We start from the raw sequence: 26263 nt of genomic DNA on the forward strand, positions 1-26263 counted from the left end.
CCTGACTACTTACTAAACGGTAAATTGCCCTAAATACTGTGCGAAAAAATGTTCGCATCCCAGCTCAAAAAAAGCGAACAACACTTCGCGTCTATTTCCTAAAACGACCCAAAAGGGCGTTTTGATCCACTGGCACGGCATTGGTAATCAGGAAGATCAAAACAATTTAATTCACTTTAACTTTTTTCAATCATGCACAACATTGATCGTACCGTCGGCGAAACAGGGTTTGAGTTTGGCAATGAATTCGGACAAGAGTCTTTCGAATTTGGCAACGAAACCTTTGAATTTGGCAATGAAACCTTTGAGTTTGGCAACGAGATGTCGGGCGAAATGCACGAAGCCCTCGAAATGGAATTAGCCACCGAGTTGCTCTCGGTCAGCAATGAAGCCGAGTTAGAACAATTTCTGGGAGGTCTGTTCAAAAAAGTAGCGAGCGGGGTAAGCAACTTTGCCAAATCATCGGCAGGCAAAGCCTTGGGAGGAATGCTCAAAAGTGTCGCTAAGAAAGCCTTGCCCATCGCTGGTGCTGCATTAGGTAACTTAGTAGCGCCTGGTGTAGGAGGAGCCATCGGCGGAAAATTGGCAGGGATGGCTGGCAAAGCCTTTGGGTTGGAGCTGGAAGGATTAAGCGCCGAAGACCGTGAATTTGAAGTTGCCCGGGCTTATGTGCGTTTTGCTTCTGACGCCGCCCGCCGTACCGCCCGCTCGCCTCAGCTTTCGTATCAGCCCCAACAGGCGGCCCGCACCGCCATGATAGAATCTGCCCGTCGGTATGCACCAGGTTTGATGAGTGCTCCAAGTTCGTACGGTAGCAATGCTTACCCCAGCACCCCTCCAACTGGGGGCGGCCGCAGCGGGCGCTGGGTACGCCGGGGAAGTAGCATTATCATTTACGGCATCTAAAAATCCCTCCGACATGATTCGGGACTATCTAAAAAACGAAGCCCTTTCGATGCTCACCCGGCTAGGTCAGTTGCAACCTTTTTCTTTGAGTACACCCATGGTAAGCGCAGCTGGGCCTTCCAACGAAGCACTCAGGGCCATCACAAACCATTTGGTGAGCGCTAAAACTGAACTCCGGCAAAAGGTACAAACCTATCTGGCTCAACTGCGGGGAGAGGCTGACGAAACTTTTGGCAATGCCGCCGAAGCGCAGGCAGCGTATGCGGTATTAAAGCTTCGTTTTAATAACATACTCGATCAGTTAGATATTTTTGCCGATGTTCTCACCCAACGTTCTGAACACCAAACAGGCGTATGGATTGCGGGTTTAGATGTAGTAGCAACCGACGCGCTGGCCTCGCAAGAGGGGTTATATGAGGTTCCTCCAGTCATGTGTTTTTTGGAACGGGGCCACGGGGCGGCCATTCGACGCGCCCGCACCCGCCTGCCGGGGGGGGATTACAATCCAGTAGCCATCATCCAAGTACCACGGGAACGAATGATTGGTAGCGGAATAGCCTCGTCATTGATTCATGAAGTGGGCCATCAGGGCGCTGCGTTGCTGAATCTGGTAGAAACATTACGAAAAGAACTCAAAAATAAAATCGCCCAAGCCCCTCCCTCACAACACATTGCTTGGAGCCTTTATGAACGATGGATTTCGGAGATTGTTGCTGACTTTTGGGCCACGGGCCATTTGGGCATTACCGCCACGCAGGGCTTGATGAATGTTGTGAGTTTGCCAAGGTATTTCATGTTTCGTATCAAACTCGATGATCCTCATCCCTTTCCCTGGATTCGTGTAAAGCTGAGTATGTCGGTAGGCGCTTTGCTCTATCCCGACCCGCAATGGCAACGATTTGAGCATCTCTGGCAACAGCTTTATCCTTTGGAAGATTTGGAGCAAGATAAACGGGACATCATTAGGGCTCTAGAAGAGGTCATGCCTGAATTCGCCGAGCTGTTGACCAACCATCATTCCAAATACCTTGCAAACAGATCATTGAAGGATATTTTCCCGTACAAGCACCGTCAACCAGAGCGTTTGAGGGAGCTCTATTCAACCGTCGCCAGCCAACCAGCAACCGATGAGAGCGACCTCCCTCCTTCCCTGACCTTTGCGGTCATTGGGCAGGCCCGGGCCGATGGGCGTGTCAATGCCACCACCGAAAGCTATCTTCTTTCCCGATTCCTCAATCGTTGGGCCTTGGGAAGGGCCGAAAGCCGAGGAAATTTGAATTAATTCCTATTTAAAACAATTAAAATCATGGAAAATAAAACACCTTCCAAAATCCTACTAATTCCTCCGACCCCTCCAAATTGGAATACTGCTTACTGGCAACTGATGTTTCAGGTCTTAGCCTCCGACGGGACTCCCATCCTGCTCGACGCCCTCAATGACTATAGCTGGAATTTCATTATCAGAAAAGACGGGGGTGATGTATTAGAAGACAAGGGAATTCAGCGTTTTTTAGCCACCGATAGTTCCATTGAACCGTCCGTTGCCTACCCGATGGCCATGTCTGAATTGAAGGAAGTGGCTGAACGATACGGGGCTGGAACATATGAAGTATTATTTGTGTGTATTGACAAAGACAACAATCCCTTATACTGTGAGCCGTCCACCGTTAAATTAACACCTCCCAAAGGCAACACACTTAACTTACTAAGCATAAACAGTGATTTAAAGAGCACCAAAGAGGATGTAAAACGCATTGAGTGGGACGTCCAAGAAATCAAAGTAAAAGTTGAAGGGCTCGGTGCCAAGTTTGACCAAAACTTTGAAAAATTGGGCAACAAAATCGAAGAATGCCTGAAGGAAAAATGCCCCCCAGAAGCCGAGGTCCCCGAAGATGTGACGTCTCTTGTGTTCGAATTGTGCGATTCGGTCATTGACGAAAATACCAATCAACCGCTGATGGGTTTCATGACGGTCCATATCAACGGAGAACCCGTCACAGATTTGGAAAGAATCAAAAAGCACAACATTGTTTTTAAAGTGACGCAGTGCGGAAAGATTGACCTCCAGCATGATATTGCACTTGATACCCTGCTTAGGGAGCAGCAATATCAGTTATTGAGTAATACCCAAAAACCTGAAAAGCTACTTTGGTCACTTCCCAATGAAGAGTTTAAAAACCTATTTCAAAAATTCGGTAAACTTGGCGGTATCAAATTTGTACCATCCGTTCCAGAGTATGATGCAAAAGGAAATCTAAGTAACTACCGGTATTATGCCCCCCAGGAACTCATTTTTGGAGGAACGGACACTGGGATGCGGAAAGGGTTAGAAAACGTAAAAGAAGTACTCAATCGGGGCTCGAAAGTATATCTACAAAGGGCAAATACCGAAGATTTAGAACATTCCACCCAACAACTATGGGACGCTCTCAAGGCCCGAGTGCCAGACTTTCGGCTTTTTGACAGTCTGATGGATGGAATTCTGGGCGGACAAAGCACTGGACAGGTTCCACCCATTACACTTCGTCCCCCTTCGGCCCGTCTTGCTGATTTGCGAAAAACTGGGCAAAACTCAAGAATTGCTAATCAGGTGGCAAACCGCAACGAGCAACTTCATCCGTTGCCATTTACAAACATTAATGCGTATCGACTGCTCAAATCAGCGGCGCAAGCTTATTTGTGGGCCACCAACAATGTTTATACGGGTACCATTGATTCTTACATCGACAGTTATCCAAGTTCCAACGCAGACGAAAGTGACTACACGCCTTACCTCCAAAACATTCTGAGTCGACTTGATGAATGGCGCGATGATTTGTTGGTCAGCCATCCGTTGGCCCCAAATGTCTTTGGCATCAATTATTTGCCAGGCATCGAGCTTATCTGGAGCTACTGGGTAGAGCAGGGAATGTTGGTCCAAACCATGAACGCCATCAGTTTAAGGTTTCAGAATGTCTCCACCAACCAAGGCACCGATCCTTTATCCCAACTAGACATTGACCCGCTGCGCCCACTGGCCAATTTATTTTGGGGATATATTCAGGACGAACAACACACTCTGACCATCAAACGCCGCGCCTATGAATACGACCATACCTATGGATTGTCGTTGCAGGGACGGGCAGTGCCTACCTTCAAATCAGTCGATAGTCGCTCAAAGTTTCTGGAAGCTTTTCATAATTTACTACACGGCGCCTCAATTTATTTCAAAGAATCTGACGACACGACCCGCATTGCAGATGCTTTTCCCATCCTCAACAACCTGCGAGAAGTGCATTTACTCTTGGCCGAAGGAAACCACAATGCCTACGGAAACCTAACTTGGACCGCCCGTCAGGAGATGATGCTCCAACAGTATCTGCTGGCTCGGCCAGAAATGAGGGAGTTTTTAGGCGGTCGTATCATGGTGCCATATCGTGAGGGTTGGATGGATCGCGTAGACCGGATGAAGCAAATTCAGAACTGGGGCAGTACGAGTATTACCCATTATTACGATTTGGCGCAGTACGGTGAAATCATTCTGCTTTCGATTCGTGTGCATGACTGGTCTAACGAAGAAAGTACCATCGTAGCTGGTAGCTGGGCAACCAACTTTCGCGACAATATTCAGCGCTACATTCACTCCTACCGCACGGTTACGGGAGTAGACCTTTCGGCCGATGCTCAGCAATCCGAAGCTAGTTATATGCAGCCGTCGGTGTTGATTCAGCGTCGTTTAATGACCGAGAAAAACGGTCCGCAACGCAACAGCCGAATTGTAGGCCCCAGCCAGCAGACACGTTATTAAGCAAGTATTCACGTTTCTCTCTGAATCTATTTTTTTCGTAAAACAATGATTCAGAGAGAACTCAAAACGTTTTTCAGCATCATGCAATTCTTTGACGAAAACGAGCCTTTTGATTACGATGAGCCAGTGGAAGAACCCGTAGCGCAGGACGACTGGCAGCACCTAACCACGTTATTGGACAATGCGGATGATTTCCGTCCCTTCGATCTTAACGATAGTTGGGATAAGCCACCAGAGCGGTCATCGGCGGTCATCCGCATCATTTTTCGGCGACAGTTACCCTCATCGGTATTCCAACATTTCAGCGACGATCCACCGACCGTCTATCGAAGAACAAACACTGGAACGCCGACTGCCCCGTACCTGTACACCGATGAATCGAGAAACGGCCTAATCTTTTTGCCCGAACCCGACATCAGTGCTATAAACATGCTCACATGGCAGCCCACTTCAGCCACCACACACGTGCACCCTGAAAGCCAAGCCATTGAATGGCTGAAACGACAGCGCCAGGTAAACCCATTATTTGCCGATAACATTCAGAGAGTCCAGATGCTGATTCAGGATCACCCCTGCAAAAGCTGCCTTAACGGCCTTAAATCATCCATGGGGCAGGTGCTTCCCGCCAATGCCAATGTCAGGATTCGTTGGATAAAACCGCGTAACCGCTTTGCTACCTTTCGGGAAAGACGCTATCAGCCTAAAGTAAACCGTTGGTCGACACGCTAATCCGAGTCAATTACCCTTTAATTCATTTACAACCATGCTATTTTTACCTGAAATACCGGCACGCCCTGAGTACGGTACGATTCTTTTCAGCACTTGGGAAGTGCTCCTAAAAACCGTACCACCCCATATGAAAAAACCAGTATTCATCGAACTGCGACGCCGTTCTAAACGCTAAAAACAATGCAGCCTTATCACATCCCTCCCTCTCAAGCATCGCCCTCAATCAATGCTGAATTGGAAGCCGAGTTTGAAACTTGGCGCGAAAGTCTCTCTACCTTTTGGAGACGCAATAAAGCCAAAGCCCAAAAATTAGGTGCGGTAGCAGGTATTCTGGCACGGCTAATACCAGGCACTCCGTCAGATACAAAGCCACCCGTACAGCATACCGCCGCAGCCGACTGGCAGCAAGTTCAGGACAAACGACGAAAAGACAATACCGAGCAAACAACCAAAAAAGACACCCCCGCAGGCGGTAAAGAGCTTGAGAACACTCTTTTGGGCGAAATTCTTACCGAAAGTTACGCCAAAAACGCACTAAATCAAGACTATGAAATGGCGGTATTGGTCAATGAACTAAGTGGAATATACGACCGCTTGAAAGAAGTCCGCGGGGTTCAATCGATATTGGCGGAAATATTGTTGGAAGCACTAGAATTAGAAACCTACGAGCAAAACAAAACCAAAAAATGGTCGGACATCAAAACGCAGGGGTTCAAAGCCGAAAATGCCATCAAGGCCAGCGCCCGATTTGACGCCCGAAAACATCACTTTGGCAACCCTACCTCACTTCAACCCATTGGCATTGAAGTACATCACTGGATTCCTTTCAAATATGCCGATTTGTTTGACAATGTTACGCTGGAGCAGTTGAATAAACAAACCATTCCACTCTCTGCCACCACTCACGCAATCGTAGGGGCGGCGATTGACAAGGCTGTTGCGGGCAAAACGACCAAAGACCAAAAGAAAGCCGCCATCATCAACGTGCTGAAAAGAATGGGAGAATTTAAAGGGCAAAAAATCGTACTCAATCCGACTTACTTCGATTACAAAGAAGATCGAAACTTTTTGCCCTCTTCGCGGACGGGTAAAGGCGTAAAAATCGGGGTACTGCGCAACATCCCTAACTTTAAGGCACACTTCGGACTATCGAAAGAACTGGAATTTGAAGCAGTAAATTTCTTTTGAACATGTACACTCGCACGCTCAACGAATGGAAAGAATTCGTTCGAATTCCAAGCGTGAGTTCAGGTTCTGCTTATCGTTCTCACCTGTTTGATTGCGCCGATTGGCTGGCTAGGCATCTCCAGAAGATGGGAATGCAACAGGTAGCACAATTGACCTCTGGGGTAGCGCCCCCCGTCGTATATGCCGAAGAGTGGATTGATACTGCCAAACCTACCTTATTGATTTACGGGCATTATGATGTACAGCCCCCCGACCCATTAAACGAATGGGAAACACCCCCTTTCGCGCCTACAATTCGGGGCGATTATCTCTACGGGAGGGGCGTTTCTGACGACAAAGGTCAACTGTTTTTACACCTTAAAGCCGTGGAAAGCCTCATGGCCGAACATCGACTTCCCATCAATATTAAGTGTTTATTTGAAGGTGAAGAAGAAATCGGAAGCCAACATTTAAGCAATGTTTTAGGCACACACCAAGCTTTGTTTAAAGCTGATTGCGCCGTGGTGTCAGATATGCGTATGCTGGACCTGCACCAACCCGCCCTAACCTACGGCCTTCGTGGCAATATCCACGCCGAGCTATTGGTAACACGCCAAGGTACCGATCTGCATTCTGGAATATACGGCGGAATTGCATCAAACCCAATCCACGGTTTAGCTCATATCATTGCCAAGTTGCATACCTCGAAAGGACAAATAGCACTACCCGGCTTTTATGATGACGTATTCAAAATCTCGGCCGCAGAACGTACATATATGAGAAAAAATGGCCCCTCTGATGCCCAGCTAAGACAGGAGATACAAATGGCGGATGGCAAAGGTGAAGAAAATTATACCGCCTACGAGCGACTTACCATTCGGCCTTCTCTCACCGTCACGGGCATTTCGGGAGGATACGAAGGAGAAGGCAGCAAGGGCGTGATTCCTCGGCAGGCCCGGGCAAAAATAAATTTCAGGTTGGTTCCTCATCAGGATTCTAAGCAGGTAGCCCAATCTTTATCGCGGTATGTTGCTCAACAGTGCCCCTCTGGGCTGCGCGTAGAAGTCTCCGTTACGGCCCAAAGCAACGCCTACCAAGTGAATCCCGACGAAGGTGTTTTTCAGGCAGCTTCTTCCGCTTGTCAAACCGTATTCGGTCGCAAACCTGTATTGCTGCGCTCAGGAGGCAGCATTCCCATCGTAAGCACCTTGGCAGAACAGTTACAGCTCCCCGTAGTCATGATGGGTTTTGCTTCTCCGTTCGACAACCTGCACGCCCCAAACGAAAGATTTTACATTCCCAATTTCTTTCGTGGGGTAGAAACGTCCAAACAGTTTATCAAAAACCTTGAGCACCATGCTTATCATTGATTGCCACTGCCACGCCGGGGAGGGCGACGGGCTTACGGGCCCTTGGGATACCCGCGCTCCGTTGAAAAAATTTATGCAATGGTCGACCGAAGCGGGAATTCAAAAAACGGTTTTATTTGCCGCTTTTCACACCGATTATGCCAAGGCCAATGCCCAAACAGCCCAAATCGTCGGTCGCTATCCAGCGCGTTTTTATGGATTTGCGTTTGTTCATGCCGAGCGCGACCGGGGTAGAATTCATTCTATGGTACAAACGGCCGTAGAAGAGTACGGCTTTTGCGGTATCAAGGTACATCGACACGACGCCCGCATCTCACGTGAAATATGTACCGCCGCCCGGACATTCAACATTCCCGTTTTGTACGACCCCACTGGCGAAACCTCGACCATTGAACTCATCGCAACTGAGTACCGGGACGTCAACTTTATTATTCCCCATTTGAGCAGTTTTGCCGATGATTGGCGAGCGCAGTTAGCTTTTCTGGACCTTTTGGCCCGGCACCCGAATGTGTACACCGACACATCTGGCGTACGACGTTTCGATTTGTTGGAAATGGCCTATCAACGAGCGGGTGCAAGCAAGATTTTATTCGGAACCGATGGGCCGTGGCTGCATCCTGCCGTTGAAATCGCAAAAATATACGCGCTGAAAGCGCCCCAAGAAGACCTTCAGCTCATGTTGGGTGAGAATTTTCTAAAATTAACGTCTAAGGTTAAGACAAAACAATCCGCCTATTGATGCACAAATTGGATACTTACCTTAAAAGACCTATTTTCGCCCCCATAAACCAACATTGATAATGAAACGTACGATTGGAACAATTCTCACCAGCATGGGCATCATTTTTATACTTTTTGCGTGTATCGCCTTCATGTCCGACAAAGCAGTCTTAGGATTCACACTCACCAAATGGGAAACCCTCGTGCCTTTTATCGTCGGCGCATTGTTTTTGTTTGTGGGCGTAGGAATGCTAAACAAAGTAACTGATTAGTCTTTTGCATTTTACACGGGGCCGTCCTGCGGTTTTCATTTTGCAGTTTTTCGGTTCCCTAAGCCTGACGCGGAGCATTTAGAATACGAAATCCTTATGACAAAAAAGAGCGAGACAAATGCCTCGCCCCCTATTATAAAGTTGAATAAAGTCCCGACTTAAATTTTAATCATCTTCCCGCCCGCAGCTACGGATTTGTAAATAGCTTCTACCACGCGAATGTCGCGCAGACCTTCTTCGCCAGGGGCAATCAGCGCAGTACCTTTCATGAGGGCTTCGGCATCTTCGTCGAGTTGTCGGGCCTGCTGATTTTCGAGGGGGAAATTGATGGGTCCCAGCGGGCTACTTCCTTTGTTTCCGGTGTAGCTCGAAAACGGCTCCATTTTAAACCAACCTTTTTCGCAATTGGCTTGTAAATAATTCATATTGATACCGAAACTGGTATGGCAAGCCGCCAATGCACCACTCGGAAATTCCAATTGGAACGTAGCCGTCTCTTCCACTTCTTTGTAAATATCGGGACGTGTAGTATGAAACTGCGCCGTGACCGAAATCGGTTCTTCGCCCGTGGCCAAGCGCGCTCCCTGAAGGGCATACACACCCATGTCGCCCATGACACCGCCCCCGAGGGCTTTGTTTTGTTTCCAGTGCGTAGTACGAGCGTCAAAATATCCCGCGCCGCAGGTCACCATACGAACTTTGCCGAAGGTGCTCTCTTTGGCAAATTTCTGATACGCCTGCGTGTTGGGGTCATGCTGACAGCGATACCCAATCGCCAATTTTACCTTGTTATTAGCACAAGCCTTAATCATGGCTTCACAATCCGCCACGCTCGGTGCCATGGGCTTTTCGCAAAACACCTGCTTGCCCGCTTTGGCAGCCCGCACCACAAATTCGCGGTGCATACTGGGCGGCAACACCACATAGACGATGTCGATGTCGGGATTGTTGGCGATTTGGTCGAAATTTTGGTAATTATAAATATTTTTATCGGCGAGATTATATTTCTTTTTCCAGGTTTCAGCTTTTGAAGGCGTACCCGTCACAATTCCTACCAACTGGCAATTCTTGGTCAATTGCAAAGCAGGGGCCAACAAATCGGTGCTGTAGTAGCCCAACCCCACCAATGCCACGCCCAATTTATCTTTTTTGGGGCGCGTAGCCGAAAACAACGTATTGGGAGATATAAGCGAAGCAGCACCACCTAAAGCAGCCTGAATGAGAAAGTCGCGACGAGAGAACATAGACAAGATAATTAAGAGGGTTAAACGTTTAGTAATAAACGCGATAATCCTCTTAATCTACTCAAAAATCCCTAAAAATCAACCTCCAGCCCTAGCAGCCGCTGCAAGTCAATGAGGGCGGGATTGCGCTCGGCCAATACGTTGAATTTCTCCTGCGGCGTGTAGGGGTTGCGCTTCCCATCACTTTGCGCAATTTGGTGAGAAAGCTGAATCTGACGGTTTTGGAGCTTTCGGCGAAGATAACCCAATAACGTCGGTTTGATTTCATTGAGCAGGGTTTCCTGATGCAGGTTGTCCAATACCAACTCAATGGTCATATTCTCAAATATAAAATCACGATTAAGCATAATCTGCTCACTCACGGCACCACCGTTTTGCTCACGCATTCGAGAAAATTCAGCCCAAACTTCTTTCAGGGCCTCCATAGTCACGGGAAGGTCTTTTTCGGGCAAGGCATCCAGCGCGACTTCTACGGGTTTGGAAACCTGCGTAGGCGCGGGTGTATCGGTAATGGAGGTGCTTAAATTGACCGTTGAGCGCAGTTTCCCCAACGGCAATCCTTTGCCGCTAGGTGCATTTTGATAGGTTATGGTAGGCTCAGCCGTTGTGGGCAACGACGACGAGGATGCGGGATTGGCGTCTATCCTATTTGCAGGGCTTGCCTGCGCGTTTGGCGAAGAACCGTTATTACCGTTTTGAGCAGACGCAAGCGGTACACCGCCCAGCCCTGGTTGGGCAGACGCAAGGCCTGCCCCTACGTTAGGCTTTTTTTTTTCGTCGGCCGCGAGGGCTTCCAAGTCCAGCACCTCGGTAAGCTTGGCCATTTTCATTAGGCACAGCTCTACGTGTAGCCGTTGCTGCTTAGAGGCTTTGTAGTTAATATCGCACTGCCCCCCAACGCTCAGGGCCGACAATAAGAAGGAAAGCGACGCCCGCGTTGATTGATCAAGGTATTTATTCTTGGCGGTTTCGGATACTTCGAGCAACTGCACCGTGGCTGCATCTTTGGATACCAACAGGTTACGAAAATGCTCTAACATTCCAATTACGAACAAATGCCCGTCAAAGCCTTTTTTCAGAACTTCGTTAAATATCAAAAGTGTTTCCGAAAGATTTCCCGCCAAAAGCGCATCCGTCAATCGGAAATAATAATCGTAGTCTAGAATGTGAAGATTTTGGAGAACCTCTTTGTAGCGCACCGTATTATCGGTCGAAAAGGTCACGTTGAGGTCAAACATCGAAAGCGCATCACGAAGCCCACCGTCGGCTTTTTGGGCAATAAGTTCGAGGGCTTCGCGCTCGGTTTTGATGCCTTCTTTCTTCGCAATTTGCTCAATATGGTCGGCAATGTCGCGCGGTTGAATCCGGTTAAAATCGAAGATTTGACAACGTGACAGAATCGTCGGCAAAATCTTGTGTTTTTCCGTGGTTGCCAGAATAAAGATGGCGTAGCTGGGTGGCTCTTCGAGCGTCTTCAAAAACGCATTGAACGCCGCCGAAGACAGCATGTGGACCTCGTCAATGATGTAGATTTTGTACTTACCCGTTTGTGGCGGATATCGTACCTGGTCAATCAGATTTCGAATATCATCGACGGAGTTGTTGGAAGCCGCGTCCAATTCATGCACGTTGAAAGAGGCATTGTTTTGAAACGCAACGCATGATTCACACTCACCGCAGGGCTCAACATCTTCCGTAAGGCTCTGGCAATTAATGGTTTTGGCTAGAATACGCGCATTGGTCGTTTTTCCTACCCCACGCGGGCCACAAAACAAAAAAGCCTGTGCAAGGTGATTGGTACGAATTGCATTTTTGAGGGTAGTGGTAATGTGCGACTGTCCGACCACCGTATCAAACGTAACGGGGCGATATTTTCGAGCCGATACTACAAAATTGTCTGCCATGGCCGCAAGTTACGCAAGATTTATTAAACGGTAAATGAGTTTTTAGAAATTCAATTTAATTTCAACTCATCTTCCTAAACCTCAATTTCATGGCTCTCAACTTTGAATTTTCCAAGCAGAATTCTTCCCATTTCGGAAAAGTAATCGGTACGCCCAATAAGTTTTTGATTGGCAGAGAAACGGTTTATCAGGGCAATAGCGGCCTTTTTAACGTTACTGTCAGCCCCGGGCTTTCTTATAAACCCGAAGATTATGAAGCAGAATTTGGCTTCTGGGCTTACTTTATTACGCCCACGGCAATGTGTGAAAGCCAAGGCTCTTTTTTCTGCCTTAATACCTATGACCGCGCCAAATTCACCTTTAGTTTTATGCAATATGCGGCCCACGTCCCCAACGGCGATTTTGTAATTTTTCTAAGAAAGTTGTTGGGTTTGGACGCAGCCCGTGAGTACTTTCCACGATTGCAACTGAAGGAGGGATTAATTCATTACCTCAATGCCAATGGTACACTTTCATCACTTGAACCAGCGCCCGGTGCAGAGGAAAATACCGCATTGATGAAATACCTCAATCCCTCTCTGGATGAAATTGAGTTTCAGGAGCTCATCACTGCCGCCAGGTTTGTACATTGGGCCATGAATGACCCCGCCCATCGCAAGTTGCAGGTAGAGGTGGGCATTTCACTTTTCAAAAACAACATGGCTAGCTATGCCCGCCAATACAACCTAGACGGGGTCTTGGACGAAATTTGTCTGGTCATTTGTGATATTAGGCATCAGGGAAGAGCCAGAAGTAGCCACATTATCAGCGCCCTCAATACCAACGGCAATACCCAAAAAGCACTGCAAAACTTGTTAGAACTTGGGCGAGTACACTATCCAGAGCGTATCAAAACCCTCAAAACTAAACTTCAGGAGTTAAAAGCAAATGGCCACCTGGGCACTAAAAAATACCATCTCGCCACCAAAGATTTTGTAAATCTTTAAGGTTTACCCACAACAGTGACCTTATCTCCATTTTTGATGCTTCCTTCCTGCACCACGCGCGCAGTGATACCACCGTGGCCGCGCATGGCGTTGTAGCCTCCTGGCCCTAGGACTTCTTCCATGCGGCTGCAGGGATGGCACAGCCCAGTCATCTCAAGTACAGCATCTCCAATCTGTATTTGATGGTCTTTGAGTGCCAATAGGTTGATTCCCTGCACTACAATGTTGCGTCGCGTCAGCACAGGGTTAATGATTCCACGCCCTAAATATGACCCTACCGCCGCCAAATGTTCGGCCTGAATGAGCGTCACCTGGCGTTTGCTATCGGCAGTACCTTTGTAGCGGTCGCCTTCCAATCCCGTACCGATACGGGCGTAGGTTTCTTCAACAATATTAATCTCTTGTCGCGTAGCCGTACGCAGTCCAATCCAAATTACCTCTCCCGCCTGCGGAAAGTGGCTCATCAGTTCTTTTAAAGGGGTAGGTTCATTAAACATGGTTAAAGTAGTTAGATAAATTTCATCTAATCGTACGAAAGAAAATCTTTGCAGCTGCTAATTAAATCAGGAAAAAACGCGCGAAAATACGGCTCATAGAGGGCTTCATTTTCAGAAAGCTCCGCTCCTGCCCGCTCAATGCCCGCCAAAAAAGGGTATCGCCGCGACATTCCACCAAACGACCGATTCATGCCTTCCAGAAACTGATAATTGTACAACCAATCGTACTTAATCATCGAATCTACCAACCCGAACGCTTCCTGTGACAAGACCGAACGGTGTTTTTCCAACACCCCGTACACGTACGTCGTAAAGTGTTTTAGTGATAAATGATGGTAATCGGCAAAATGTTTTGCCAGAAAATAATCAAAATACATATCCGTAATCACGCCTTTGTATTTGCCAAAATGGTTGGGTAATGCCTGCCGGCAGGCCTGACCCAACGGATGTGAATCAGTAAATGAATCAATCTGGCGGTGCAACAAAATTCCCTGCTTGATAGACGAATTGTATCGGTCATTGCGCGGGTGGTCAAGGCGGCCACGGGCAAAATCGCCCAGTAAATTGCCAATGATTAATGGTTCCTGCTCAAAAGACAAATAAAAATGGGCGAGGTAGTTCATTGGCGAGGTTCAATTACGGATGACCGATGGGGTTTTGTCAGAAAAAGCGCAGAAAATGTTATTTTAAATGGTCAATAGACAATTGACTTTCAACATTCTCTTTCGGAATATACCGATCTACTTCTACCCCAAACTTGCGCAAAAACTCTACTCCTTCATCAATACCGATGCCTTTGTATTCAGCGTAAGAATTTAGATAAATAACCCGCTTGATTTTCATCGTAAAAATCACCCGAGCGCAGGCGATACAGGGCGAAAGTGTTACATACAGCGTGGTTCCTTCCAGATTTGCGCCATTTTTGACCGCGTACAAAATGGCATTTTGCTCCGCATGTAAGGCCAAAGAACAACTTCCTTTTGAATCTCGTGGACAACCGACGCCCGGAAATTCTTCATCACAATTGTGGGTTCCCGACGGAGGGCCATTATAACCGATTGAAATAATCCGCGTATCTTTGGTGAGGACAGACCCTACCTGCGCTTTGATGCAATGCGACCGCCGCGCCAGATTTTGGGCCAATTCCATAAATATATCGTCAAAAGCAGGACGCATTTTCTTGAACAGTGAGTTTAAAAGTGTCGTGTATTCGTTGTAATTTGTACGTAATGAAAGACAAAGTAACAAATAAGAAAGGTATACAGCGTAGTATCGCATGGGTTTTGTTGTTTTTTATCGTGCAATATGCCCTCAAAACGCCGTGCTTCTCGCAGACCCAAACCATCACCCTGAAATCCGAAAGGCTCAACGTACAGCCCAAAGGTTTTTTTATCGTCGAAGTCATTGACAGCCGCCCCATTACTACCAATATCGGGACGGTTTGGAGTAAGCCCCAGCCCCTAACCACCGTGCTTCAAGGTGGAACAGCCCCCGCCATCGACAAGTTTTTAAGGCGGCAATTCAACCCCACCAACACCGACTCACTAACACCCATTATTCTTGTAATCAAAGAATTACAAGTGAGTGAAACCCTGCTACCTCCCGCCAAAGTAACTGGAAAAATCAAAATGAACCTAGGCTTTGAAACATACCGTGACGGCAAACGAGTCTTCCTTACTGGCGGCAATGCCACCACGACCTACACCCGCAGCGGGATTGCGCCCGAGGATATTATTGAGCCCCAAATCAGGCGGTTATTGGAAAATGAATTGAAGGGGTTCGGTAAATGGTACGCCCAAAGCGTGAACGTATCCGATATTTTTGCGAAAAGTGTCACTGTCATTATCGAGGATGATAGCCTTATCGCGCCCGCCAAAGCCGACTCACTGGTGTATTATAACCCCAATCGCCCGCTTACGTGGTTGGATTTTCAGGGTGCCCCCAGCGTATTTAACCGTTGGGCAGCGCAGGTGTTTACGAGTTTCGGATTTGAAGCTCGCTCCTCCGTCAAAAATCGCACCGTAGAGCTGCGGGTTCGGACCAAAGTTTGGATTGACAAAACCATCTCATGGGTTCGGCCCGATTCCAAAAACGCCTACGTTCTCGACCACGAACAGCTTCATTTTGACGTAACTCGCATCATAGCGGAGCGCTTCAAAAGAAAAGTACAAAGCATGACATTTTCGGTCGAAGACTTTAGTAGCGAGATTCAATATCAGTATCTGGAATATTTTCGGCTTCATACGCAGCTTCAGCAGCAATACGACGACGAAACCAACCACGGAATCAACCAAGGAATGCAGGCAAGTTGGGTAAAAAAGATACGCGACGAATTGCACAGTTACGGAATAAAACCTTCAGCAAAATAGGGTTAATTTTAATCCATAAAACAGAAACATTAATAGAAAAAATAGCGCAAAAGTAAGTTTTGAGGAGCACATGCTTTTAAAGTAAAACCTTTAATCTTCAACTTAGTATCTTGTGAAACCACTCTTTTTCTCCGCTATTCTATGGGGGGTACTTACCTTACCCCTATTTGCCCAACAAATTTCCAAAGAAGAGCTCCTTTTTCTGACCCCCGAATGGAAAGGAGAACGCTTTGCCGACGGTCGCCCCAAAGTTTCCGATGCACTCCTCAAACGCATGAGGCTCGTCACCCACGAAGAAGCATGGGCGGTGATGAAAGGGGCAAATTATAAATTTCAATATGCCGAAGGCTGGCAATGCATCAACCCCGACAGCGTGTTGGTGGGCCGAGCCTTGACCGCAACGTTTATGCCCGGGCGGCCAGATGTTCACCGCGTGATTGATAAAAAAGGGCACGAAAAAGAGGGGCGCATCAAGTCCCAGAATTCATGGCCGATTGACCTGCTCGTCAGAGGCGATGTGTACGTGGTGGACCAATTCGGAGCGCACGAAAACGGCCCCACCATTGGCGATAATCTAGGAAATTCTATCTACGCCAAAACGGGCAACGGCATCGTGTACGAAGGTGCCATTCGCGACATTGCGGGTCTGAAAGAAATCGGCGGTTTTACCTCTTTCTTCCGCACTTATCACCCTTCGCACCACCTCAATAATCCTGATGGTGAACTGAATACTACCTTGGTGGGCATTAATCACCCCACGCGCATTGGCAAGGTAATGGTCATGCCCGGCGACGTAGTGCTGGGGCGCGACGGGGCCGTGACGTTTATTCCGCCGCATTTGGCCGAAAAGGTAGTAACTACTTCAGAAATCGTGCGCCTGCGGGACATGTTTGGCCACGAACGGCTCCGCGAGCAAAAATACACGGCGGGCCAAATCGACAATCGCTGGTCGGACGAGATTGAAAAAGATTTTTCGAAATGGCTCAATTCGCACATCAATGAGCTTCCTGTACCGAAAGAACAAATTCAAGAATATTTGAAAAATCGCACTTGGTAAAGTGTAAACCCTTTTCCTTCCATTTTTAACCTTTCTAAAATCCAATGACCTCCCGCCGCGACTTTTTAACCAAAAGTGCCATTACCACTGCTTTGGGGCTTTCAACCCTCAGCAGTTATGGCCAAGGACTTGAAACTGCACTCCAACGCACGCCCCAATCTTCTGCCCCTTCTGATTTAAAAATCACCGATATTAAATGTGGATTTATCCGTAACGGGCACAGTTTATTTGTTAAAATTTATACCAATCAGGGCATTCACGGTTGCGGTGAAGGCGTGGATGCAACGCCTGGTACCTACCATCTGGTCAAAATGATGGGCGAGCGTATCAAGGGAAAAAATCCGCTCAATGTACACCGCTTGTTTGAAGATGTGCGCCGGGCTGGTTTTTTTGAAGGAGCGCAGGCGGGGATGTACATTGCCGTTTTGTCTGCGGTCGAGTCTGCCCTGTGGGATTTGGCTGGCAAAGCGCTCGGAATGCCCGTATATCAGTTATTGGGCGGAAAATTTCGGGACAAAATCCGCGTTTATTGCGATACTGGTGCGTACAGAACCACCCAAACAGGCCCTGCTGCCTTTGCCGAAAGCGCCAAAGCCGCTGTCAAAATGGGCTTTACCGCTGTAAAATACGACATTGACGAGCGCAATGACCCCAACAAGTACGACGCTTACAACTGGACCGCAAGCAATGGAGAACTGGAACGAATGTATAACCAAATTGCCGCTGTTCGGGAAGCAGTCGGGCCCAAAATCGACATTTGTGTGGACATGCACGGACGCTACGACACCACCACTGGCAAGCGTGTAGCTAAGATGATGGAACCGCTGAAATTATTGTTTTTGGAAGAGCCCTTTCCCGCCGAAAACCCCGAAGCCTATAAGACAGTCCGGGACTCTACCCAAACGCCCATTTGTGCGGGAGAGAACCACTATTTGGCGCACGGCTTCCGAAAACTGTTGGAGTTGGGGGCAGTAGACATCGTGATGCCCGATCTCCAAAAAGCAGGCGGGCTCGGTGAAGGCCAGCGTATAGCCAACCTCGCCAACTTATACTACGTGCCGTTTGCACCACACATGGTGGCTTCGTATTTGGGGGCCATGGCTTCCAGCCACGTGTGCGCTTCGGTACCTAACTTTTTGATTTTGGAGTGGCAGATTTATTTCCACGAAGAACCGATGTTCAAAGAAATCGTGACGTTTGACGGGCCAATGGTGAAAGACGGGTATATTCCGCTTTCTGAAAAACCAGGGGTCGGTGTGGAAATCAACGAAGAGGGAATGCGTAAATACGCCCCAAAAGGGGTTCCTTTCTTTGAATAAGCCCTCTACTTCAATCAGAAAGCCCCGAAAATTGGGGCTTTCTGATTGATAAATGACCTCAATCCAATCTGCCTTTATTCAGCTCATCTTGCCATTTTTTGAGTTCATCCCATTTCCCATCACGGGCCAAAGAAGCTTGTTCTGGCCAAGTAGTAGGGTCATGAATCTGAAAACGCGGCCCCGCTGCATTGAGTATTTCCTTGATAGATTCGGCGGGCGTTTGGGCCAACTGCGCAAACGTCAAAATCCCTTTCTGATTGAGCAACTCCTCGATTTTGGGTCCAATGCCCTCAATAATTTCCAAATCGTCGGGTTCACTCGGAATTACGGGCATCACTTTAAGACTTTCTGGTTGAACTGGCTCTGGAATTCGGCCTGGGGCAGGCGTTGAGTGTATCAACTTGCTCTTGTGGCAATCATTGAGTTCTTTATGACGCGTATGAACGTCGGCTTCCAGACTGGCCAACTCAACCGCAAAAGTACGGCGGGCAATCCACCAGCCAATATAAGCGGCTAAGGCCAACAGGGCGAGGGCCTCCAATCCTGCAATCCAAAAGTTCTGACTTATTGAAGTAGCTTGTAGTATAATCATAGTGATTAATCTATTTTAAGGGTAAAACCATTAATGTGTACGGCCTTTGTTGAGCTCATCCTGCCATGTCTTGAGCGCGTCCCATTGGCCGTCGCGGGCTAGTGCTGATTGTTCGGGCCACGTAGCGGGGTTGTGCATTTGATAACGGGGCCCCGCAGCCACCAATATTTCTTTGATTCGCTCAGGCGAGGTTTTCGCCAACTGAGCAAAGGTCAAAATACCTTCTTGATTGAGCAGTTTCTCAATTTTCGGCCCAATCCCTTCCACGACTTTCAAATCATCGGGCGTAGTAACAACAACGGGTGCAGGAAAGGGAGCTACAATAGCGGCCGCCTTTGCGACCGGCGGAGTAACCGCGCCTATTTCCTTTTTGCTCTGTTGACATTCATCAATATCGATTTCGAGCGCCTGCAATTCTGCCCGTAAACTATCGGCCTTACTTTTTGCCGAAATATAGCCAATGATGTAACCCAATACAGCCGCTATCACCAGCATCAATATATGTTGCCACCAGGCATCTCCCGAAGCAAACGGATTAAAATGTGAGTACATAATATAAATAGGAGTTTTACCGAATTGACAAATTTATTGCACAATAATACTTACCCGACGGTTGGCTTTACGGCCCTCAGGAGTGTCGTTGGAGGCTTTTGGTTGCGACTCACCTTTGGCATCAGTCACCAACTGGGCTTCTGAAATTCCTCTTTTCATCAATAATGCCTTCACACTTCCTGCCCGGATTTTAGAAAGCTTCAGGTTTGTTTCATCCGTACCGTCGTTGTCGGTATGACCCGTTAAGGCAAGTTTTTTATCCTTATTGGCCGCTAGGTATTTGATTGCTTCTTCGATAAATTTCTCATTCTCGGGCGTTTTGATATAATCCGCTTTGGCGGTTTTGAAGTACAAATCCATGGTTTTGAATACATTTTCGTATTTCTCCGCCGCGGCAAGCGCCTCTTCCGTTTTTGGAATCATCAAACTGTCAAACCCAAACTCCATCCCGTGCGTAGAGTCATCGGCGCTAAAGGTTAAGTCAATCAATTTACTTGTCGTCGCCAACTGACTTCCTGGCACTCCCGCCTGTACCAAATACTGTTTCAGGGCATCCGCACGCGCTAAGCCCAAATCAGGGAAGGAGGTGTCATTTTGTTCAACAGAAGAATAAAGCCCAGTAATTGTCAGTTTTCGGCCAGAATTTACTTTAAGGTAGGCCGCTAATGAGTCCAACTCTTTTTTAACATTGGCATAATTAGGCTCGGGCATCGACTTTTTAAAGCCAAAATTCATCGCCGAAGATAAACTAAGAGTGTTTCCATCCACTATACTGAGGGCAGGGACAGAATAACCAGCGGGCGTAGCGGTACTTACTTCGGAAGGACCGTCACATAACATTTTGATTTTGCAAATGTGCCAGTAAGTGGACCCGCCCATCCAGCCAATGAGCAAAATCCACGCAAGCGTTTTGACACTTGAAGCCATAGAAATAAGAGGTTAAAGAGGGAAGAATAGAATAACAGCACTTATGACTGTGAAAATAACAATAAGTATCTCAATAACAATGATTTTTACAAAAAGTAATAAAAATAGTACAATAAAATAACTTAAACTTTATTGGTAAGAAAACAGGAAATTAGAATACACCATTATCATATTTCAACAAATTATAAACAAAATATAATTCTGTTAAATATATAATAAAACGTATTTAATATATAATTTTTTATTTACAACATACAATTATACAGACAAAAACAGAATATATTTTGGTTTGACCGAAAATTTCACACCATTCATCACTAAAAAATACCCACTCATCCAATTTCACTTTTCGAAGTCGACAGAACCCTGCACCTTTGCAGTGTCAAAAAAGGAATAACAGCCAATAACAAATACTAAATCGTTAAATTAAAACAAAGTACCCATTATGAAAACGTTCATCATCACCGCCGCTTTAAGTGTTTTATCACTTGGACATATTGCCGTAGCTCAAGATGGAAAGAGCCTTCGCACCCAAAATCAGATTGTAGAATTGTTGGCTTCTTTACCAACGCAAGATACGTATACACCAACGGCCCCCGTTTTTTCACTTAACGAGCAGCGCCTGATTTCTCTACTCCCAACCATGGATACAGTCGTAGATACCAAAATCAGCATTGATGAAAAAACGGAGATTGCCAAAAAAACAACTGACACCATGATTGCCCCAAAGGCAGAAGTAAAAGTTGAGATTCGTCGTACTGGCGATAAGTAATCAACACCTAACAAAACGAGAAAAGCCGCTCAATGAGCGGCTTTTCTCGTTTCTCTACGTTCAGATTAATACAACTGAGACGCTATTTTGTAAATATTTTCAGACTTACCCATTGTATAAAAGTGCAAAACAGGCACGCCAAACGCCATCAATTCTTTGCATTGTTGCGTACACCATTCATTACCTACCTGTTTGGCCTGCACATCGTTTTCACAAGCTTCAACTGCTTTCACAAAATCATCGGGCATGTGTAGATAAAAAATACGCGGCAAAACACTTAGTTGTTTTTTGGTTGAAAGCGGCTTTAAACCCGGAATAATCGGAACCGTAATGCCCGCTTCTCGGCAGCGCTTTACAAACTCAAAATATTTGCTGTTATCAAAAAACATCTGTGTAACGATGTAATCGGCTCCCAGCGCAATTTTTTGTTTTAAATATTCAAAATCAGCATCGAAATCAACCGCTTCAAAGTGTTTTTCAGGATACGCCGCCACTCCAATACAAAAATCTGTCGGTGTCAGTGCTTCTACGCCTTCATGCAGGTACTGGCCTTTGTTCATGTTGGCTACTTGCTCCACCAATTGACTGGCGTACTCGTGGCCGTTTGTTTTGGGTTTAAAGGTCTTGTAAGGCTTGGCGGGATCTCCGCGCAAAACCAACACATTATCAATACCCAAATAGTGTAAATCCATCAAAAAATCTTCGGTTTCTTCCCGCGAAAATCCACCACACAGTACGTGAGGAACCGCATCCACGCCAAATTTGTGCATGATGGAGCTACAAATCCCTAATGTTCCAGGACGTTTGCGCGTTACGATGTGTTTTACGGTCCCGTCGGGGAGCATCTGTTCGATGTACTCTTCCCGGTGGTAGGTAACATCAATAAATGGAGGTTTAAAATCCATCAATGGCTCAATGTTGGCCAATAACTCCTTGATGCTGCTCCCCTTAAGTGGTGGAATAACTTCCAGTGAAAACAAAGTTTTTCCGTTGGCCTGCTGAATGTAGTCGGTAATTTTGGTCATGCGTGCTGTTCATTTGGAATGCAAAGATACACAAGTGGCCGATTATCTAGCCTAAAAAGTGCTTCCTGCGTTTGTATGATAACAATTCAGGAAAAAAAACATTCACTAAAGCTAAAAACTCCTGCATTTCGATTGCATTTATCCGCAGAAAACAGTACTTTTGCGGGCAATTTTTCTGATAAACTCGCTTTTTTGAATGAAGGCCGATAAGCCGTCCGCTGGAAAAAGCTACAATTTTACTAAAACAATGACTAATGAGTTAATCAAACTGGTAGATGCTGAATTCGCAGGAAGACGCGACAGCCATCCTGCATTCGGTGCGGGAGATACTATCAGCGTTCACCTTAAAATTATTGAAGGTGCCAAAGAACGTATTCAGGTATTTACCGGAACCGTTATCCAACGTCGTAACAACGGCGGAAACGGCGAAACGTTTACAGTTCGTAAAATTTCAAACGGTGTAGGTGTTGAGCGTATCATTCCTATTTTGTCACCAAGTATCGACAAAATCGAAGTAATTCGTCGCGGTAAAGTACGTCGTGCACGTTTGTTCTATCTTCGTGGTAAGCAAGGCAAAGCCGCTCGTGTTAAGGAGAAGAAATAATTTCCTTTCACAGAGTGGTCATAAAAAGCTGTCTTTATAGGCGGCTTTTTTTGTACCTAATTTAACCCCAAAACCAACAATGAAGATTTCATTTTCAAAATACCAAGGTACCGGCAATGACTTCATCATGATTGATGACCGCGCCGAACAGTTTCCGGTTGATAAAAACCTGATTGCTTTTTTGTGCCACCGCCGTTTTGGCATCGGAGCCGATGGACTTATCTTATTGAGAAATGCCGAAAACTATGATTTTCGGATGGTGTATTTCAACGCCGACGGCGGCGAAGGTAGCATGTGCGGCAACGGCGGCCGCTGCACCGTTCGGTTTGCGCAGGATTTAGGTCTTTTTGAGGAAAACACCACGTTTATTGCGGTAGACGGTGAGCACAAAGCCGTGGCCTGTGAAGACGAAATATTCCTCAACATGATTGATGTATCGGGTATTCAACACGACGGCAACGATGATTTTATGAACACTGGCTCTCCGCACTTGGTAACCTACGTTGAAGATATCGAAGCCGCCGAAGTCTTCAATGAAGGCAAAAAAATCCGATATGGCGATGTGTATGGTCCTCTTGGCGGCACCAACGTCAATTTTGTGGAAGTACTCAACGAAGATTCACTATACGTTCGCACTTACGAGCGCGGCGTCGAAGACGAAACCTACTCCTGCGGCACCGGCGTGACGGCCTGCGCACTGTCGGCGCATGACCGCTTACAGATGGAATCACCCATCAACGTCAAGACCCGGGGCGGCAACCTGCGGGTGTCTTTCGTGGCCCAAGCCCCTGGAAAATTTGACAATATTTACCTCATTGGTCCCGCCATCAAAGTGTTCGAAGGCGTGTTCAAAGTAGACGATTTATAGGCCTTATCCCTTCTTCTGAGTCAGAATTATTGGGCCAGAAGAAGGGATTTTTTCCAAACCATTCGTAAAAAATAGATTGTGCAAATCACAACACCAACTTGCAGGATATAGTCCAGAATATACATTGGCTGGACAAAAATAGCGGCAGGAGAAGAGTAATAAGGACTTTTAAGCCGCCACCACAAAGAAGGGTGAATGACCGACAATACGTTGAATAGCAGAAACATAACAATCTCTTTCCGATTACTAAAATCAACCCAGACAAACGTAAGCGGCAAAAGAAATATGAATATATAGCTGCTGTAAGCACTTTGCTGCACCACCATCATGGTGCCGTACACCACCACAAAGACCGCCGAAAAAGCCGGGACGAAATCCAATTTTTGTAGACGATACGCCAAACCTACACCCACACCCACTGTAGTCAGCAATCCTAACCAATTCCAACCTTTGGCCCCAGCTTGAAGCACCCCAAACGTAAGCGGATTAAGAACCGAAAGCCAATTGGGTGCGCGAAGGGTGGCGGCTTCGTGCAAGGGCTGCTCCAACCACAGAAATTCGGTAAAATAATACAACGCCCCTAAGCATACTATTCCCGCCGTCGCCGCCGCACCAATCCATTTGACGGGCTTAGGAACCAAGAACAACAATGCAGGCCCCACCAATATAAAAACGGCTTTGGTAAACACAAAACCAACCACCAGCCCTACCCCAAACCATTCCACTCGCTTGGTACGTTGCCACACCATATAAGCACTTATTAGCAAAAACCACATCCACTCATCTTCTTGTCCGCCAAACACACAGAACACCAGCGACCCAGGCAACAACAAGTAAATCAAGCTTTTAAAAATCCGTTCACTACTTGGCAACAGTGCTTGGAAATATCGATTAGTAGCCCACAATGCGCCACCTTCGATAAGAATCATGATGAAAATAATGGCTTTTTTATCCATCCAAAACCCCAATGCCAACGCGTTTACGTACGGAAAGAAGGGTGAATACATGCAATAAAAATCGCGGTAAACCATTTTGAGTTGTACCGCTTCACGGGCCTGATTATAAAAACCGTCAAGGTCTGAAAATGGCGTAAAACCAACGATAACAAAGATGACGATAAAGGGCACAAGCCGAGTAGCCACCCAAACGCCACCGAGCAATAACCGCTCATTCTGACGCACAATCCACTGTTCTATTGCGGTCCGATAGACAAGTAAAATACCCACCAGACTTATACAAATCAGCGATACAATGGTTTTTGCAACAATAACGAGCATTAATTAAATATTTGATTTACAGTTTAAAATCGATGGTTAGACCAAAAAACTCACATCACACTACTCAAGCGAAGCGCGCCTTTTGATATACTTTCAAAAAATACCACCCATAACAAGCCACGTTGAGGAGCTGTAACGTATATTCCAACAGAAATAAAGGCTCGCCTAATACAGTAATATCGTCGTAGGTGGGGCTATTCAAATGCGTAAAGAGGAAAGGCTGCACTACAAGCAGTGCGTTGAAAATCAGCAAAATGGCTACATCTCGGCTTTTTTTCCAATCTACCAACTCCATCACCAAAGGCAGCATGTACGTAAATACATAATAGCCTGGCGAACTAAGTTGGAAAATAGTCATGGCAATATAGGTTGCCAAAAACGCCAGAGGCAAAGTCTGCGTCAAGGGTTTATGTCGAGCAAAATATACCATCCCAATCGCCGAAGAAAGCGTAATCACCATACCAATCCAACTAAAAGTGGGCAGGTCGGGCGCGTGTCCTAGCACAGCGGTGATGAGTGGCCTCACTACCGTAAATAGATTGGGGGTCAACAAGTTGGTGGTCATTTGCAGGGGCATCAAAAAATCCATCTCCATCAAAAAATACAAAATAACCAACGATGGAACACCGACCAAAATCATCCCCAATAGGAAAGACCAGCGTTTTTTTAGCAAAAACCACAGCGGAAATAACCAAAAACCTGCGGTGGCTTTAATAACAATCAATCCTGCCGAAAAACGAAGTCCAAGTCCTAACCCGTCGTCTTTGATCTGTAAAAAGTAGTACAACATCCAAACCGCAATCCCCCACAACCAAATATCTTCTTGTCCACCCAACAAAACCATCACCGCTGGTGCAGAGAGCGTCATGTATAGCATTATCAGCTTAAATGCATTGGTTTTCAAAGACGTATAAGTACGATAAGTACCCCAAATAATGGCAGCTTCGATCACCACCATCAACAATACTATGGCTTTAGGGGTGTACCAAAGCAAAATAGGTAGAGTTATGATATACGAAAACAGCGGGGCGTGGTAAGAAGCAAAATCTCGATAAACTAAGCCTCCTTGGTACGCTACGGTGGCTTTGCCCCAGAAAAAAGGCACATCGCCTCGCGGTGAATAATTCATTACTACATACACCAAAATGAAGGGCAACAATCTGAACAAAATGAGCCCAAGACCGAGCAGACGATTTTCTTGCCGCTTTTCGTGAATTTGTTGCCAAAAAGAATCCGAACGAGCACCTAACCAAATGGCTGCCGACGAAAACGCAATCAATACAAGCTTTATATAAAATACCGTAAGTGTTGACATATCA

At 46.6% G+C, this 26263-nt stretch carries 26 protein-coding genes; 15 read left to right on the forward strand and 11 right to left on the reverse strand.

The genetic code is table 11. The annotated features are described in order from the left end of the window. The first annotated feature begins 192 nt into the window (after positions 1-192). The 8 genes from GVN20_RS22265 (at position 193) to GVN20_RS22300 (ending at position 8951) form a co-directional block, all read left to right on the forward strand. Positions 193-906 (forward strand): hypothetical protein, encoded by a 714-nt coding sequence (locus GVN20_RS22265; protein ID WP_166560474.1) that lies wholly within the window; start codon positions 193-195, stop codon positions 904-906. Then, positions 818-2188, forward strand: coding sequence for a hypothetical protein (locus GVN20_RS22270; RefSeq protein ID WP_206023347.1), 1371 nt, complete (start codon positions 818-820; stop codon positions 2186-2188). Before GVN20_RS22265 ends, GVN20_RS22270 begins: the two co-directional genes overlap by 89 nt. A gap of 24 nt (positions 2189-2212) precedes the next feature. Beyond that, positions 2213-4693 (forward strand): hypothetical protein, encoded by a 2481-nt coding sequence (locus GVN20_RS22275; protein ID WP_166560475.1) that lies wholly within the window; start codon positions 2213-2215, stop codon positions 4691-4693. Positions 4694-4738: 45 nt separating this feature from the next. Continuing rightward, the gene (locus GVN20_RS22280) at positions 4739-5422 is read left to right on the forward strand and encodes a hypothetical protein (protein WP_166560476.1); all 684 of its coding nucleotides are present in this window, start codon (positions 4739-4741) and stop codon (positions 5420-5422) included. A gap of 180 nt (positions 5423-5602) precedes the next feature. Beyond that, the gene (locus tag GVN20_RS22285; protein ID WP_166560477.1) at positions 5603-6610 is read left to right on the forward strand and encodes a hypothetical protein; all 1008 of its coding nucleotides are present in this window, start codon (positions 5603-5605) and stop codon (positions 6608-6610) included. 2 nt (positions 6611-6612) lie between these two features. Beyond that, the gene (locus tag GVN20_RS22290; RefSeq protein WP_166560478.1) at positions 6613-7959 is read left to right on the forward strand and encodes a dipeptidase; all 1347 of its coding nucleotides are present in this window, start codon (positions 6613-6615) and stop codon (positions 7957-7959) included. After that, positions 7946-8698: an amidohydrolase family protein gene (locus GVN20_RS22295; RefSeq protein ID WP_166560479.1), complete on the forward strand. Its 753-nt coding sequence runs from the start codon at positions 7946-7948 to the stop codon at positions 8696-8698. The genes GVN20_RS22290 and GVN20_RS22295 overlap by 14 nt, the downstream gene beginning before the upstream one ends. A 61-nt stretch (positions 8699-8759) precedes the next feature. Further along, on the forward strand, positions 8760-8951 hold the full coding sequence (locus GVN20_RS22300; RefSeq protein WP_166560480.1) for a hypothetical protein: 192 nt from the start codon (positions 8760-8762) through the stop codon (positions 8949-8951). Between the two features lie 158 nt (positions 8952-9109). Here GVN20_RS22300 and GVN20_RS22305 read toward each other — a convergent pair whose 3' ends face one another. Continuing rightward, positions 9110-10195, reverse strand: coding sequence for a Gfo/Idh/MocA family protein (locus GVN20_RS22305; protein ID WP_166560481.1), 1086 nt, complete (start codon positions 10193-10195; stop codon positions 9110-9112). 71 nt (positions 10196-10266) lie between these two features. Then, positions 10267-12099 (reverse strand): DNA polymerase III subunit gamma/tau, encoded by a 1833-nt coding sequence (locus GVN20_RS22310; protein WP_166560482.1) that lies wholly within the window; start codon positions 12097-12099, stop codon positions 10267-10269. 89 nt (positions 12100-12188) lie between these two features. On the opposite strand from GVN20_RS22310, the gene GVN20_RS22315 reads away from it, so the two are divergent. Then, the gene (locus tag GVN20_RS22315) at positions 12189-13085 is read left to right on the forward strand and encodes a hypothetical protein (protein ID WP_166560483.1); all 897 of its coding nucleotides are present in this window, start codon (positions 12189-12191) and stop codon (positions 13083-13085) included. Here GVN20_RS22315 and GVN20_RS22320 read toward each other — a convergent pair. The 3 genes from GVN20_RS22320 to GVN20_RS22330 are packed head-to-tail and all read right to left on the reverse strand — an operon-like array spanning position 13082 to position 14758. Next, a complete protein-coding gene (locus GVN20_RS22320) occupies positions 13082-13582 on the reverse strand; it encodes an MOSC domain-containing protein (protein WP_166560484.1) in 501 nt (166 codons plus the stop codon). The two genes, GVN20_RS22315 and GVN20_RS22320, sit on opposite strands and share 4 nt — an antisense overlap. A gap of 26 nt (positions 13583-13608) precedes the next feature. Next, positions 13609-14205: an ACP phosphodiesterase gene (locus GVN20_RS22325; RefSeq protein ID WP_166560485.1), complete on the reverse strand. Its 597-nt coding sequence runs from the start codon at positions 14203-14205 to the stop codon at positions 13609-13611. 58 nt (positions 14206-14263) lie between these two features. Further along, positions 14264-14758: a dCMP deaminase family protein gene (locus GVN20_RS22330; RefSeq protein WP_114070497.1), complete on the reverse strand. Its 495-nt coding sequence runs from the start codon at positions 14756-14758 to the stop codon at positions 14264-14266. Between the two features lie 53 nt (positions 14759-14811). Here GVN20_RS22330 and GVN20_RS22335 point away from each other — a divergent pair, with 53 nt between their 5' ends. The 3 genes from GVN20_RS22335 to GVN20_RS22345 all read left to right on the forward strand — a co-directional run bounded on the left by GVN20_RS22335 (position 14812) and on the right by GVN20_RS22345 (position 18327). After that, a complete protein-coding gene (locus tag GVN20_RS22335) occupies positions 14812-15951 on the forward strand; it encodes a hypothetical protein (protein WP_166560486.1) in 1140 nt (379 codons plus the stop codon). A gap of 112 nt (positions 15952-16063) precedes the next feature. Beyond that, positions 16064-17008 carry an RraA family protein gene (locus GVN20_RS22340; protein ID WP_166560487.1) on the forward strand — a complete coding sequence of 315 codons (945 nt, stop codon included), beginning with the start codon at positions 16064-16066 and terminating at the stop codon, positions 17006-17008. A 44-nt stretch (positions 17009-17052) separates the two neighbouring features. Continuing rightward, positions 17053-18327: a mandelate racemase/muconate lactonizing enzyme family protein gene (locus GVN20_RS22345; RefSeq protein WP_166560488.1), complete on the forward strand. Its 1275-nt coding sequence runs from the start codon at positions 17053-17055 to the stop codon at positions 18325-18327. Positions 18328-18385: 58 nt separating this feature from the next. Here the strand turns inward: GVN20_RS22345 and GVN20_RS22350 are convergent, their stop codons facing one another. From GVN20_RS22350 to GVN20_RS22360, 3 genes are read right to left on the reverse strand one after another with little or no spacing between them, the layout of a single operon-like run. After that, entirely contained in the window at positions 18386-18919 is a 534-nt protein-coding gene (locus GVN20_RS22350; protein WP_166560489.1) for a hypothetical protein, read from the reverse strand. A gap of 30 nt (positions 18920-18949) precedes the next feature. Beyond that, positions 18950-19471 (reverse strand): hypothetical protein, encoded by a 522-nt coding sequence (locus GVN20_RS22355; RefSeq protein WP_166560490.1) that lies wholly within the window; start codon positions 19469-19471, stop codon positions 18950-18952. A 33-nt stretch (positions 19472-19504) separates the two neighbouring features. Further along, complete coding sequence (locus tag GVN20_RS22360; protein WP_166560491.1) at positions 19505-20398, reverse strand: OmpA family protein; 894 nt, start codon at positions 20396-20398, stop codon at positions 19505-19507. Between the two features lie 445 nt (positions 20399-20843). Here GVN20_RS22360 and GVN20_RS22365 point away from each other — a divergent pair, with 445 nt between their 5' ends. Further along, complete coding sequence (locus GVN20_RS22365) at positions 20844-21170, forward strand: hypothetical protein (protein ID WP_166560492.1); 327 nt, start codon at positions 20844-20846, stop codon at positions 21168-21170. Between the two features lie 65 nt (positions 21171-21235). Here the strand turns inward: GVN20_RS22365 and metF are convergent, their stop codons facing one another. Beyond that, the gene (gene metF, locus GVN20_RS22370) at positions 21236-22195 is read right to left on the reverse strand and encodes a methylenetetrahydrofolate reductase [NAD(P)H] (RefSeq protein ID WP_166560493.1); all 960 of its coding nucleotides are present in this window, start codon (positions 22193-22195) and stop codon (positions 21236-21238) included. Between the two features lie 247 nt (positions 22196-22442). Here metF and rplS point away from each other — a divergent pair, with 247 nt between their 5' ends. Both rplS and dapF read left to right on the forward strand, forming a co-directional pair. After that, positions 22443-22799 (forward strand): 50S ribosomal protein L19, encoded by a 357-nt coding sequence (rplS, locus tag GVN20_RS22375; protein WP_041343967.1) that lies wholly within the window; start codon positions 22443-22445, stop codon positions 22797-22799. 79 nt (positions 22800-22878) lie between these two features. Continuing rightward, complete coding sequence (gene dapF, locus GVN20_RS22380) at positions 22879-23667, forward strand: diaminopimelate epimerase (protein WP_166560494.1); 789 nt, start codon at positions 22879-22881, stop codon at positions 23665-23667. A 26-nt stretch (positions 23668-23693) separates the two neighbouring features. Here dapF and GVN20_RS22385 read toward each other — a convergent pair whose 3' ends face one another. Together GVN20_RS22385 and GVN20_RS22390 are read right to left on the reverse strand one after the other, a co-directional pair. Further along, a complete protein-coding gene (locus GVN20_RS22385) occupies positions 23694-24944 on the reverse strand; it encodes a hypothetical protein (protein ID WP_166560495.1) in 1251 nt (416 codons plus the stop codon). Between the two features lie 64 nt (positions 24945-25008). Continuing rightward, positions 25009-26259: a DUF2029 domain-containing protein gene (locus GVN20_RS22390; RefSeq protein WP_166560496.1), complete on the reverse strand. Its 1251-nt coding sequence runs from the start codon at positions 26257-26259 to the stop codon at positions 25009-25011. Positions 26260-26263 lie beyond the last annotated feature (4 nt).

This window comes from Runella sp. CRIBMP, from assembly GCF_009905605.1.
Lineage (GTDB): Bacteria > Bacteroidota > Bacteroidia > Cytophagales > Spirosomataceae > Runella.

What these genes read in the sequence shown, in the direction of transcription:
- dapF (WP_166560494.1), top strand. Translation starts at nt 22,879, where the DNA reads ATGAAGATTTCATTTTCAAAATACCAAGGTACCGGCAATGACTTCATC.
- GVN20_RS22300 (WP_166560480.1), top strand. Translation starts at nt 8,760, where the DNA reads ATGAAACGTACGATTGGAACAATTCTCACCAGCATGGGCATCATTTTT.
- GVN20_RS22265 (WP_166560474.1), top strand. Translation starts at nt 193, where the DNA reads ATGCACAACATTGATCGTACCGTCGGCGAAACAGGGTTTGAGTTTGGC.
- GVN20_RS22350 (WP_166560489.1), bottom strand. Translation starts at nt 18,919, where the DNA reads ATGATTATACTACAAGCTACTTCAATAAGTCAGAACTTTTGGATTGCA.
- GVN20_RS22285 (WP_166560477.1), top strand. Translation starts at nt 5,603, where the DNA reads ATGCAGCCTTATCACATCCCTCCCTCTCAAGCATCGCCCTCAATCAAT.
- GVN20_RS22310 (WP_166560482.1), bottom strand. Translation starts at nt 12,099, where the DNA reads ATGGCAGACAATTTTGTAGTATCGGCTCGAAAATATCGCCCCGTTACG.
- GVN20_RS22335 (WP_166560486.1), top strand. Translation starts at nt 14,812, where the DNA reads ATGAAAGACAAAGTAACAAATAAGAAAGGTATACAGCGTAGTATCGCA.
- GVN20_RS22295 (WP_166560479.1), top strand. Translation starts at nt 7,946, where the DNA reads ATGCTTATCATTGATTGCCACTGCCACGCCGGGGAGGGCGACGGGCTT.
- GVN20_RS22305 (WP_166560481.1), bottom strand. Translation starts at nt 10,195, where the DNA reads ATGTTCTCTCGTCGCGACTTTCTCATTCAGGCTGCTTTAGGTGGTGCT.
- GVN20_RS22365 (WP_166560492.1), top strand. Translation starts at nt 20,844, where the DNA reads ATGAAAACGTTCATCATCACCGCCGCTTTAAGTGTTTTATCACTTGGA.
- GVN20_RS22290 (WP_166560478.1), top strand. Translation starts at nt 6,613, where the DNA reads ATGTACACTCGCACGCTCAACGAATGGAAAGAATTCGTTCGAATTCCA.
- rplS (WP_041343967.1), top strand. Translation starts at nt 22,443, where the DNA reads ATGACTAATGAGTTAATCAAACTGGTAGATGCTGAATTCGCAGGAAGA.
- GVN20_RS22320 (WP_166560484.1), bottom strand. Translation starts at nt 13,582, where the DNA reads ATGTTTAATGAACCTACCCCTTTAAAAGAACTGATGAGCCACTTTCCG.
- GVN20_RS22390 (WP_166560496.1), bottom strand. Translation starts at nt 26,259, where the DNA reads ATGTCAACACTTACGGTATTTTATATAAAGCTTGTATTGATTGCGTTT.
- GVN20_RS22315 (WP_166560483.1), top strand. Translation starts at nt 12,189, where the DNA reads ATGGCTCTCAACTTTGAATTTTCCAAGCAGAATTCTTCCCATTTCGGA.
- metF (WP_166560493.1), bottom strand. Translation starts at nt 22,195, where the DNA reads ATGACCAAAATTACCGACTACATTCAGCAGGCCAACGGAAAAACTTTG.
- GVN20_RS22325 (WP_166560485.1), bottom strand. Translation starts at nt 14,205, where the DNA reads ATGAACTACCTCGCCCATTTTTATTTGTCTTTTGAGCAGGAACCATTA.
- GVN20_RS22385 (WP_166560495.1), bottom strand. Translation starts at nt 24,944, where the DNA reads ATGCTCGTTATTGTTGCAAAAACCATTGTATCGCTGATTTGTATAAGT.
- GVN20_RS22330 (WP_114070497.1), bottom strand. Translation starts at nt 14,758, where the DNA reads ATGCGTCCTGCTTTTGACGATATATTTATGGAATTGGCCCAAAATCTG.
- GVN20_RS22355 (WP_166560490.1), bottom strand. Translation starts at nt 19,471, where the DNA reads ATGTACTCACATTTTAATCCGTTTGCTTCGGGAGATGCCTGGTGGCAA.
- GVN20_RS22360 (WP_166560491.1), bottom strand. Translation starts at nt 20,398, where the DNA reads ATGGCTTCAAGTGTCAAAACGCTTGCGTGGATTTTGCTCATTGGCTGG.
- GVN20_RS22345 (WP_166560488.1), top strand. Translation starts at nt 17,053, where the DNA reads ATGACCTCCCGCCGCGACTTTTTAACCAAAAGTGCCATTACCACTGCT.
- GVN20_RS22280 (WP_166560476.1), top strand. Translation starts at nt 4,739, where the DNA reads ATGATTCAGAGAGAACTCAAAACGTTTTTCAGCATCATGCAATTCTTT.
- GVN20_RS22275 (WP_166560475.1), top strand. Translation starts at nt 2,213, where the DNA reads ATGGAAAATAAAACACCTTCCAAAATCCTACTAATTCCTCCGACCCCT.
- GVN20_RS22270 (WP_206023347.1), top strand. Translation starts at nt 818, where the DNA reads ATGCTTACCCCAGCACCCCTCCAACTGGGGGCGGCCGCAGCGGGCGCT.